The following is an 11,129-nucleotide window of genomic DNA, read 5'->3' on the forward strand; positions in this document are numbered from 1 at the left end:
AGTAGGGCTCGGCCACGCACCGATCACCGAAGTGCGTGGCCGAGTTCCGCTGCGTGCGAGAGCAATTGTTCGCCGTCACGCGCAACGACCACGTGATCGCACACGTCCGCGTAGTCGGACATCGCGCATGTCGCCTGGGCCCAGTACCGCTCCGGCTCGGGCGTGATCCACGCCAGGCGGTGAACCCGTCGCCGCAACTCTTCGAGGTGATCGACCCGCGCCGGCAACCCGTTGCACCGCCCGTCCCCCACGACCAGAACCGAGGTTCGACTGTCCATCGAGCCCGCGTGTTCGGCGAGCAGTTCGTCGAACATCCTGCCGTAATCGCTGCTGGCCTCGAGATCCACGCCGGGGTGCGCAAGCACCGCCGCGAGCGCACCGTCTCCGTCGGCAGCGAGCAGCTGCTGTGTCACGTCCACCGGGCGATCCACGAACGCGACCACCCTGCAGCGATGTGCGCGACCATGCATCGCCTGCGCAAGACGCAGCGTGAACGCGGTGATCGGGCGGACCGACAGCGACACGTCGGCGAGCACGAGTAATCGCACGCGATCGGGACGCGGGGCACGGACGACGAGGTGGAACGGCACTCCGTCGGTGCGCATCCCGGCGCGCGCGGTGCGGCGCATGTCGAGCCGGCCGCGGGTCAGTTCACGGGGGCGCGGTCGCGCGGGACCGCGCATCCGCCGCAGCACCTCGTGGCACGCGAGCTCGATCTCGGCACGATCGACACCTGCCGCGTCACGGGACTCCGGAGCTTCGACCTCCTCGGTGCCGGACGGACTCACCCCGGCCAGCGATGCCACGAACGCCTCGACTGCGTCGACGAGACGGCTCAATTGCGCCTCGCTGAGTGGCCCGTCGACGACGTCGCCGCCGTACATTCGGTGCGGATCGTATGCATCGAGCCACGCGAGGATGGACGTCGGGTCGTCCCACGACAACGACCCGACGACCGCGGCACCAGGATCCGCGGACAGTTCGCCGACCGTCGTCGAACCGGCCCGATCGACGTCGACCGTGTAGGTCACACCGCGCCGGCCCGAGTCCGCACCGGTGTCGACAGACAACTCGGCATCGGACGACGTCATCGACACATCGTCGTCGTCCTTGTGCGGATTGAAGCCCTTCTCGGCCTCGGGAGTGTCGAAGTGGTCGCCGACCTCTGCAGCACGCTCGTTGTATTCGGCGTAGCGGGCGATGCTCGGATCGTCGTCGATCTCGAGAGCGGTGGGAAGAGAGTCGGCGAACTGGGCACGCAGCGGGTCGTGCGCATCGGCCTTCGCCGCGTCCACCGCACCGAACAGCTCGTCGAAAGCGCGCTCGAAACCGGCACGTTCGTGCGGGTATTTCGCGCATACCGCGCGCAGGCACGACCGCAACGCCCCGCGATCACGGGCCCCCACAAGGCCGAACACCCTACGCACTTCGATGGTTTCGGCGGGTGAAGCCGCGACACCGTGCTTACGCAGCAGCAGACCGAACACTGCGGACACCACGTCCAACGGGTGCCCGGCGCGCCGGTGCTCAGGAGCACTCACATGCATGGCGCGGTCACCGCCGCGCACCGCTGCCGGCCGCGTCGCGACCGCCTCCACCACGACCCCGGAAGACCGCCGTGGTGGTGTTGGCAGGATTCGACGCCACGGTCACACGTTCCGCCGGCATCGACGCGGCAGCGGGTGCCGGTACCGGCGCCGCACCGTCGAGGCGATTCTTGACGAGGTCCACGTCACCGGTGTATTTGAGCAACGTAGACAGCAGTACGTCACGCATATCGACCACCGGATTCGACTCGGGTGCACCGTTTTCCATCACCGACGCGGCACGAGCCGCATCGATCACCTCGGAGATGGACGGGCTTTTCCGCAATGGCAGATCGCGCAGTGTGCGCGCCAGTTCGACGACCTGCCCCGCGGTACCCGAGGACACCTCGGGTGCGCGGGCGGTCACGATCTCCCGTTCGCGTTCGAGGGTCGGGTATCCCACGTGATAGTGCAGACAGCGGCGTTTGAGAGCCGGAGACAGTTCCCGGGTGTCGTTGGAGGTGAGGATCACCCACGGCATCGAACGGGCGGTGAACGTGCCGACCTCGGGAATCGTGACCTGACGTTCGGCGAGAACCTCGAGCAACAGTGCCTCCATGGACTCTTCGGTCCGGTCCACTTCGTCGACGAGGAGCACCACCGGTTCCGGCGACAGCACCGCATCGAGCAGCGGGCGGACCGAGAGGAACGCCTCCGAATAGAGACCGAAGTCCTGTTCGGCGAGGAATCGGGACGCGTCGGCAATGTCGGGGTACTGTCCGAGGAGTTCACCGATCCGGTCGCGCAGCATCTGTACATGCAACAACTGTTTGGCGTAGTCCCACTCGTACAGCGCGCGGCTGTCGTCGAGACCCTCGTAGCACTGGAGCCGGATCAGCCTGCGACCGCCGACTGTGGCGAGCGCCTTGGCGAGCTCCGTCTTTCCCACACCGGCCGGACCTTCGAGCAGCAGCGGTCGCTCGAGTGCGGTGGCGAGGTGAACGACGGTCGCGAATTCGTCGTCGGCGATGTAGTCGTGCCGGCGCAGCGCGGACTGCAATTCGGCGCCGTTGGAGAAGGCGGTCATGGATCCTCCGGTGCGTGCGGGCTCAGGCCCGGGAGCGGGCAGTGCGTGGGGTCGCACCCGGGAGCGGGCAGGGGCAAGCCGCCCCCGGGCGCGGGGTCCTGTCGGGTCAGTACGACCGATTGATGCAGTGATCGACGACGGGGATCATCGACTCGACTGTGACCTCACGGGGGTTGCCCGGGGTGCACCAGTCGCCCTGGATGTGCTCCGAGATCGCCCGCACGGTCTTCTCGTCGCCCGGGATCGTTTCGCCGCGGCCGGCGTACTTGCCGGTGTTCATCCGGTTCTTCTCGTACGAGTCGGTGCGCACCTGGCCGAAGTTGTCGGGAATCCCGACGTCCTGCGCCAGCCGGATAGCGGCCTCGACCGCAGCGTCGGCAGCCTGCACGGTCGTCATGTTGCGGGTGTCGACACCCATCGCCGTCGCAATGCGCGCGTAGTTCTCGTAACGCGACGGCAGGTTGTACTCCCACACTCGGGGAAGCGCGATCGCGTTGTTGAGGCCGTGGTGGCTGTCGAAGAACGCCGACGTCGCGTGCGAGATGGAGTGCACGATTCCGAGACCGCCCGAGTTGAACGCCTGCGCAGCGATGTACTGGGCATTCATCATGCCCTCACGCGCCTTGAGATTGCGGGGCTCGTACACCGCCTCCCGCAGGTTCTTCGCGACGAGTTCGATCGAGTACAGAGCGTTACCGAGCGACGGCGCGAAGTCCAGGCGCGAGACGTACGGCTCGGAACCGTGAGCGAGGACATCGAACCCGCAGTACGCCGTGAAGTGTTGTGGGCAGGTGTAGTAGAGCAGCGGATCATCGATGGCCAGAGTGACGATCGTCGCCTCGTCGAAGCCGACCCACTTGTGCGGGTGATCCATGTCGGAGGTGTCGGTGATGACGTAGGCCCAGGAGGTCTCCGAGCCGGTGCCTGCCGTGGTGGACACCGCGATGTGGGGCGGGTTCTCCTTGATGGTGGACTTCGCGAAGCCTTCGAATTCGTTGATGTTTCGGCCGTCGTGAGCGATGACGACGCGCGCGCCCTTCGCAGCGTCGTGGCTCGAGCCGCCGCCGACGGAGATGATCGAGTCGCACTTCTCCTTCTGGTACAGCGCCGCCGCTTCCATGACGTTGTAGTCCTTGGGGTTGGACTCGACCTTGTCGTAGAGGACGACCTCGACACCCTGGTACTCGATCTTGCCTACGAGTTCTTCGATGATCCCGGAACCGCGCAGGCCGGTGGTCATCAGAAGGGTGCGCTTGAACCCGAGATTCTTGGCTTCGACACCGATGATGTCGTGCGCCCCGACTCCCATGAGAGCGCGCGGGAAGGGGTGGAACTCCTTGATGGGAAAATCCCAGATCTGGTTGAGCTCGATTGCCATCGTGATTCTCCTCGATTATCGGCGGGTGTGATGTACGCCTCATGCACGACCCACAATCGACCAGGGAGTTCGCCTGGAGAAGGGCTCCGCACGGAAACCGTCCGGCTGCGGCGACGGGACCGTCCGATCGGGCAGGCGGGCCGGGACCGAACGGGTGGGCAGCACATCCGGGGCCCGCTCCCGGTAGCGTGTCGGTGCCGCACTACGGCTGGTATTCTTCAAACTAGAACACGTTCTAGAAATTGTGGTGAGCAGCACACTGCCGCCCCACGTTTGCACGAGAGGACAACCCCATGACGACAGTCGAGGTGCCGCACGGGTCACGATCGGTGATTCTCACCGTGTCTGCCGTCATCGAAGAGACGTCGGACAGCCGCTCGATCGTCTTCGCCGTACCCGAAGAACTGCGCGAGAAGTTCGCCTACAAGCCCGGCCAGTTCCTCACGCTGCGCATCCCCAGCGACCGAACGGGCTCGGTCGCTCGGTGCTATTCCCTGGCGAGCTCACCGTTCACGGACGATGCCCCCAAGGTGACCGTCAAGCGCACCGTCGACGGCTACGGCTCCAACTGGCTGTGCGACAGCATCTCGGCGGGCGACGAGGTCGAGGTCCTTCCTCCGTCCGGGGTTTTCACGCCGAAGTCCTTCGACCACGACTTCCTGCTCTTCGCAGCAGGCAGTGGCATCACCCCGGTCATCTCGATCCTCAAGTCCGCGCTGACGCAGGGCTCGGGCAAGGTCACACTGGTGTACGCCAACCGCGACGAGAAATCCGTCATCTTCGCCGAAGAACTGCGCGCACTCGGTGAGAAGCACGCCGACCGGCTCACCGTCCTGCACTGGCTCGAGTCGGTGCAGGGCCTGCCCACAGCGACACAGCTCGCCACCGTCGCAGCGCCGTTCGCCGACCGCGAAGCATTCATGTGCGGACCCGGCCCGTTCATGGACGCGGTGCACCAGGCGCTACACGATGCCGGAATGCCGCGCACCAGCGTGCACGCCGAGGTGTTCAACTCGCTCGCCGGAGATCCGTTCGCCGACCACGAGCCCGTCGAGATCAGCGACGAGGAGGCCGCCGACGCAGCGACCGTCGAGGTCGAACTCGACGGCGAGGTCCACACCCTGTCGTGGCCTCGCAAGCAGACGCTCGTCGACATCATGCTGGCCAAGGGCATCGACGTGCCGTACTCGTGCCAGGAGGGAGAGTGCGGCTCGTGCGCGTGCACTGTCCTCGAAGGCAAGGTCGAGATGGAACACTGCGATGTTCTCGATCCCGAGGACATCGAGGCAGGCTACATCCTGGGCTGCCAGGCGCGTCCCGTCACCGACACCCTCAAGATCGAATTCTGATCACCCTCAGGGTGTCTGCGGCTCCTACGCCGGTGTGACCTCCTCGAGGCGCACCGGCGCACGCTTCGGCTGCCGCAGCACCAGCGCGATCCCGGACGTGAGTGCGAGCGTCGCGACAATCGCGCTGTAACCGACCGCGGTGGCGGTGAGCCCGAACGTGCCCGTGGCCACGCCGGCAGCGATGGCCGGAACCGAGAACGCGAGATAGCAGACCACGAACATGGTCGCGAAGATCTGCGCCCGCTGGTTGGGGCGACCCAGGCCGCTCACGATTCCCATGGCACCCAGGAACGTGGACCCCCAGCCGAACCCGGCGACCGCGGTGCCCACGAAGTACAGCACCACCATGCCCGACAGCAGGGCAGCCGCAACCACGACGACACCGGCCGCAAGCAGGACCACGCCCGTCACGACGACACGGAGTTCGGCGAATCGTCGCATGACCACTGCCGCGACCGAGCCCGCTGTGAATAGGGTCGCGACGGCGAGCCCGGCAACGAGCCGGTCCTCGATACCGAACACCGCATCGACGATCGATGTCCCCAAGGACATGTACAGGCCGCCGAGCGCCCATGCCGACATCAAGCACGGCAGGACCAAGAAGAACTGCGCACGCACTCCCTGCGGGAGCGCGACACTCGGCTTCAGGGCACGCAGCGCTTCCCTCCGAGAGGAGAACCCTTCGGGCTGCGAATGCTCCGGCACGAACGGGAGCGCGATCACGATCGCGATCGCGAGGGCCGCGACGAGCGCATAGCTCAGCACCGTCGGGAACGGCGCGAACTGAACCAGAAGACCGGCGCCGGCCGCACCCAGCCCTAGCCCGAGCGACGGTGCGATGCTGTTGATCAGCGGGCCGATCCGAGGGTTGGGTTGCAGGTCGATCATCCCCGCGGCGACTGCGCCCGTAGCGGTACCGACCGCCAATCCCTGGATGATGCGCGCCACGATCAACCATCCCGCACTGTCAGCGAGAATGAACACGACCATCGAGATCGCGAGAATCAGCATCGCGGCACCGACGAGCGGACGGCGGCCGATGCGGTCCGACAACGAACCTACGGTGAGCAGGGTCGCGAGCAGAGAGACGACGTAGATCGCGAAGACCACGGTGAGCACGGCCGCCGAGAATCCCCACATTTCCTGGTAAACGGGGTACAGAGGTGACGGCGCCGCAGACGATCCGGTGAGGGTGAACGCCCCCACCCCCATGACCGCAAATCCGAAAACACGCGATCCGGCATCGGATGGGGCGGACGGAGCCATCGAACCTCCAGCAGACGAACCGGCGACAAGGAAACAAGGAAACAAGACACGAGCAGCAGCGCCGCACATCACGGCGCTGCTGCCTGTGCAACATCGTCGTCCGGGAAAATATTTCGCTTACGTCACGATCAACCCCGACAACCGTGCTGGGCTGCAGAAAGGTTTATCACTTGGCAACTCGCCCGGTCATTGACCGACCGGTCGATCAGGCATATACCGAAAGTGAGGGACACATCCTCACAGACACATTTCTCAAGGAGGCCACCATGTTCTCCGACAGCCGGCTGCAGGACTACGTAGCCGTCGTTCTGGGCGTCTTCGCCGCCCTCTCACCACTGTGGTTGGACACCAATTCCAACGCCATGTGGTCGCTCATCGTCCTCGGTGTGCTCGTCGCCCTGTGCGGCATTGCACAGATCATGAGCCCGGCAACAGCTACGATCGACTACGCCATGGGCATCTTCGGCGCACTGTTGTTCATCTCGCCGTGGGTGATGTCGTACACCGCATTCAGCGGAGCGTCGTGGACCGCATGGGTCGTCGGTGTGCTGACCGTGGTCGTCGCGGTCGCTGCGCTGCCCGCCATGAATACCCGCATGCACGGAGGCGGCCTGGCAACACATCACTGATCCGATCACCGTCACGCCGGTGGGGCCGAGCCGTCCCGGCCGACTTCACCGGCATTCTCCTACGCGGAGGTGATCAGTGAGCAGGCACCTCGATCGCGGTACTGCGCAGGCTGCGCGCACCCGCATCCTCGATGCAGCCGAGGCACTGTTCGCGGAGCACGGATTCGACTCGACCGCCACCACTGCCATCGCGACGGCAGCGCACGTGCCGAAGGGCCTGATCTTCTACTACTTCCCCACGAAGGAGGCGATCCTCGACGCGTTGATCGCTGAACGACTCCCCACCGAACCGATCTCCGACGTCGTCGCGCTCGTCGCACCGGGCGATCCGGCAACGAGCCTGGTCAATCTGGACACCGCGTTGAACCTCGGGCAGAACGCTTCCTCGGTACTCCGCGTGATCATCTGGCGGGAGGCAGAAACACACACCGACGTGCGCACCCATGTGCGGACGCTCCGCGCGTACCTCCACGACACGACGATGCGCGTGCTCCAGGCGAGTTCACCGGCGCCCGTGTCCGCAAGCGCCGTGCGCACTGCGGCAACGACATGGGTGTCGGCGATGCTCTCCGCAGCCACCAACGACCGACTGTTCGGTCGTGACGGACTGCCGCGTGCCCACGAAGAACTACAGAACATCGCACGCTTGATCGCGGCAGGAATGTCCAGGATGACGCCACTGCCGGGGATGTCGGCCCGGCTATGGGCGTGACGACCACGCTGCCGCCACGCGGGGCCCCGAACTCAGCCGATCGGGTTCGGAGCCGTCCCGAACAACTCGCGTCCGGCTGCGAATGCGCGGGCACCTTCCGGGAGGGTGCCACGCTCGCCGCTGAGAAACACCTCGATGCGCCCCGATCCCGGCGAATCACGGCCGAGCGCGTCCATTCTGCGCAGTGTCTGCTGCGCGACGGCCTCGGCGCTGTCGAACAAGCGCACCCCCGCGGGCAACTGCGCAACGATCGTGTCCGCAACAAGCGGATAGTGCGTGCACCCGAGAACGACGCCCTGGACATCGTCGGGCGTACGCTCGACGGCCGAAGCGATCGCGGCGGACGCGCCGTCGCGGTCACCACGATCGATCGCATCGGCGAGACCGTGGCACGCGACCCCGACGACGTCGCTGCCGTTCGCGAATTGTGCGATCAGATCGGCCTGGTACCGACTCGCAGTGGTCGCCGCGGTCGCCCAGATCGCAACCGACCCGCAGACGGCGGCCGCCGGCTTGATCGCGGGAACAGTGCCCACGACGGGCACATCCGCGCCGAGGTCGGCGCGCACGTGGTCGAGGGCGGTGACGGACGCGGTGTTGCACGGCAGAACCACGACCTCGGCTCCCCGCTCCACTGCCCGCCGGGCCGTCGTGACTACACGCTCGATGACCCAATCGGACGGCTTCGGACCCCACGGTGCGCCTGCGGGGTCCATCGACAACATCAGGTCGATGTCGGGGCGCAGGCGCCGCAACCACGCGGACGTCGGAAGCAGCCCGAAACCCGAGTCGACAAGAGCAACGATCACCCTACGAATCTAACGGGTCCGGGCGCTCGGACTCACGCCATGGTGGCGAGCAACTCCTCGATGGGTGCGCCCGCCGCGATCTTCATCCGGTTCTTCATGACCTGAGCCGGCATGCCACCGCCGACGACACCGACGAGCCGGCCATCACGTTCGTAGAAGGCCAGGAACTTGCGGCCATCGTCGCGCACAACGTGCACGGTGTCGTCGCCGCGTACCGCACCGAGCCCCTGGATCTTGATCTCGTACTGGTCGCTCCAGAAGTAGGGCACCGCCGACGCAACCCCCACATCGCCCGAGACCAGAGCCTTCACGAGCACGGTGGCCTGCTCACCCGCGTTGGTCCAGTGTTCGATGCGCTTACGACCCCCGTCGGGAAGCTGCCAGGAGGCGACGTCGCCGACCGCCCAGACGTGGGGAGCCGACGCGCGACCCACCTCGTCGCACACGACACCGTTGTCGAGCTCGATGCCCGATCCGTCGAGCCACTCGGTGACAGGGATCGACCCGATACCGAGCACAACCAGATCGACAGCGACTTCGGAGCCGTCGCCGAGCACGGCGGCGGTGACTCGGTCGTCGCCGCGGAGTTCGGCCAGGCCGACCCCGGCCCGGACATCGACCCCTTCTTCGGTATGGAGTCGCGAGACCAACGAACCGACCTCGGTACCGAGAACGGACGCCAGCGGAGTCTCCTGAGGCTCGACGAGCACGACCTCGACACCTTTCGCACGCAGGCTGGCTGCAACCTCGCACCCGATGAACCCGGCGCCGACCACAAGAGCGCGTGCTCCCGGCACCACGTCTTCACGCAGCGCGCGACTGTCGTCCATCGATCGCAGTACGTGTACGCCCGCGAGTTCCTTCAGACCCGGGATCCGCCGCGGACGAAGGCCCGTCGCGATCACCAGTTCGTCGTAGTTCAGCTCGGTCCCGTCGGCGAGGGTGACAGTCTTCGCTGCCGTGTCCACCGACGCGGCCGGGCTGGCGAGCCGCAGATCGATCCTCTGCTCCTCGAAGAACTCCTGGGGGCGCAGCGTGGTGTCGTCGCGGTCACCGCGGAGGACGTCCTTCGACAGGGGCGGGCGGTCGTAGGGCAGGTGCGTCTCGTCGCCCACGAGCACCAGTTCGCCCTCGAACCCTGCGCGGCGCAATTCCTCCGCGGTTCGCACACCGGCGAGTCCCGCTCCGACAACGACGATCCGATCAACTGCCACCTGAGTCCATCCTCCTGAAGTCGTGACATCTGCCACGTGATTGCTTCGGGTCTTCATACCAAATACAAGTGGCGGTGAACAGAGCGCCGATCGGCTCTGCGCGGCACATCTCCTCCCGCCCTGGCGGATACTTAGGGTCGAAAGTACAAACGAAGATCTCCATACGCGACCGGCACAGCCCCACGCGACACAGCCACGAGGGAGTTTTCATGACGAGCGACAGCGGCGCAGGACTCAGCCGCGTGCAATTCGGAGCCGGTTCGTCTCCCGGCCCCGTCGACACCCAGGGACGGACGATCATCGCGGACGCCGTCGTCGCAAAGATTGCCGGAATCGCCACGCGCGAGATCAGCGGGGTGTTCGACGTCGGCGCGGGCACCGCGCGCGTCGTCGGCGCCCTCCGCGACCGGATTCCGGGGGCTCGGATCAATCACGGTCAGGGCGTGGCCGTCGAAGTCGGCGAGAAGCAGGCCGCGATCGACATCGGCATCGTCGCCGAATACGGCGTTGCGCTCCACGAACTGGCCGTCGCCATCCGCCACAACGTGATCGTGGCAGTCGAGCGCATGACCGGGCTCGAAGTCACCGAAGTCAATATCACGGTGTTCGACGTCGTCCTCCCGGACGAGGCGGTGGAGGCCGGGGCGGAGCAGAAGCCTCGCGTGCAGTGACCGTGGACGCCCGGACCCCGAACGGTGACGCCTCCACGCGCGCCGACCGCAACGACGCCGATCTCGTCGACGACGTCGCGAGCACGGTGCTGAGCATCGCCGGAATCGCCGCTCTGCACGGTGGTGAGTTCGGTGAAGTCGCCACGTACCTTCCCTGCAGGCGTGTCTCCGGCATCCGGCTGGGTCCCGGAGTGTGCGAGATCCACGTGACCGCCCTCTACCCCGCCGACCTTCCCGCACTGGGCGAAGCAGTGCGGCGGTATGTCGAACCCCTCGTCGACGGGCCGGTCCGCGTGGTGTTCCAGGACATCCGACGGCCCCTCGCCGACCAGATCTCCGCAGAGAATCAGGTGACATCTTGACTACTCCCCGCCCTGAAGGACGGGGATTCTCGGACTCACATCCGAGAATTCCTGTTTCACCAGCGACTGCGGACGGGAAAACCCGTGCCGTCTGACATCACCTCCGCAGGCATTTCGTGTCTCCGC

At 66.2% G+C, this 11,129-nt stretch carries 11 protein-coding genes; 5 read left to right on the forward strand and 6 right to left on the reverse strand.

Annotated features, from left to right (window positions below; all coding sequences use genetic code 11):
* Nucleotides 1-23: 23 nt before the first annotated feature.
* From MWU77_RS23825 to mdo, 3 genes are all read right to left on the reverse strand, one after another.
* A complete protein-coding gene (locus tag MWU77_RS23825; protein ID WP_169689955.1) occupies nt 24-1,547 on the reverse strand; it encodes a VWA domain-containing protein in 1,524 nt (507 codons plus the stop codon).
* Nucleotides 1,548-1,554: 7 nt separating this feature from the next.
* Nucleotides 1,555-2,613 carry a MoxR family ATPase gene (locus tag MWU77_RS23830; protein ID WP_169689956.1) on the reverse strand — a complete coding sequence of 353 codons (1,059 nt, stop codon included), beginning with the start codon at nt 2,611-2,613 and terminating at the stop codon, nt 1,555-1,557.
* A 106-nt stretch (nt 2,614-2,719) separates the two neighbouring features.
* A complete protein-coding gene (gene mdo / locus MWU77_RS23835) occupies nt 2,720-3,991 on the reverse strand; it encodes an NDMA-dependent methanol dehydrogenase (protein WP_169689957.1) in 1,272 nt (423 codons plus the stop codon).
* A 293-nt stretch (nt 3,992-4,284) separates the two neighbouring features.
* Between mdo and MWU77_RS23840 the strand changes: the two genes are divergently transcribed.
* Nucleotides 4,285-5,340, forward strand: a complete 1,056-nt coding sequence (locus MWU77_RS23840) for a ferredoxin--NADP reductase (protein WP_169689958.1) — start codon at nt 4,285-4,287, stop codon at nt 5,338-5,340.
* A 24-nt stretch (nt 5,341-5,364) separates the two neighbouring features.
* On the opposite strand, the gene MWU77_RS23845 is transcribed toward MWU77_RS23840, so the two are convergent.
* Complete coding sequence (locus tag MWU77_RS23845; protein WP_169689959.1) at nt 5,365-6,606, reverse strand: MFS transporter; 1,242 nt, start codon at nt 6,604-6,606, stop codon at nt 5,365-5,367.
* A 266-nt stretch (nt 6,607-6,872) separates the two neighbouring features.
* Here MWU77_RS23845 and MWU77_RS23850 point away from each other — a divergent pair, with 266 nt between their 5' ends.
* Together MWU77_RS23850 and MWU77_RS23855 are read left to right on the forward strand one after the other, a co-directional pair.
* Nucleotides 6,873-7,235: an SPW repeat protein gene (locus MWU77_RS23850; protein WP_169689960.1), complete on the forward strand. Its 363-nt coding sequence runs from the start codon at nt 6,873-6,875 to the stop codon at nt 7,233-7,235.
* Nucleotides 7,236-7,311: 76 nt separating this feature from the next.
* On the forward strand, nt 7,312-7,947 hold the full coding sequence (locus MWU77_RS23855; protein WP_169689961.1) for a TetR/AcrR family transcriptional regulator: 636 nt from the start codon (nt 7,312-7,314) through the stop codon (nt 7,945-7,947).
* 32 nt (nt 7,948-7,979) lie between these two features.
* Here the strand turns inward: MWU77_RS23855 and MWU77_RS23860 are convergent, their stop codons facing one another.
* Together MWU77_RS23860 and MWU77_RS23865 are read right to left on the reverse strand one after the other, a co-directional pair.
* On the reverse strand, nt 7,980-8,756 hold the full coding sequence (locus MWU77_RS23860; RefSeq protein WP_169689962.1) for a glutamate racemase: 777 nt from the start codon (nt 8,754-8,756) through the stop codon (nt 7,980-7,982).
* 32 nt (nt 8,757-8,788) lie between these two features.
* Nucleotides 8,789-9,970, reverse strand: coding sequence for an FAD-dependent oxidoreductase (locus MWU77_RS23865; RefSeq protein ID WP_247274954.1), 1,182 nt, complete (start codon nt 9,968-9,970; stop codon nt 8,789-8,791).
* Nucleotides 9,971-10,179: 209 nt separating this feature from the next.
* Here MWU77_RS23865 and MWU77_RS23870 point away from each other — a divergent pair, with 209 nt between their 5' ends.
* Together MWU77_RS23870 and MWU77_RS23875 are read left to right on the forward strand one after the other, a co-directional pair.
* The gene (locus MWU77_RS23870) at nt 10,180-10,641 is read left to right on the forward strand and encodes an Asp23/Gls24 family envelope stress response protein (RefSeq protein WP_169689964.1); all 462 of its coding nucleotides are present in this window, start codon (nt 10,180-10,182) and stop codon (nt 10,639-10,641) included.
* Complete coding sequence (locus tag MWU77_RS23875) at nt 10,638-11,003, forward strand: hypothetical protein (protein ID WP_308198867.1); 366 nt, start codon at nt 10,638-10,640, stop codon at nt 11,001-11,003. The genes MWU77_RS23870 and MWU77_RS23875 overlap by 4 nt, the downstream gene beginning before the upstream one ends.
* Nucleotides 11,004-11,129: the final 126 nt, after the last annotated feature.

This window comes from Rhodococcus sp. F64268 (genome assembly GCF_023015605.1).
Taxonomy (GTDB): Bacteria; Actinomycetota; Actinomycetes; order Mycobacteriales; family Mycobacteriaceae; genus Rhodococcus.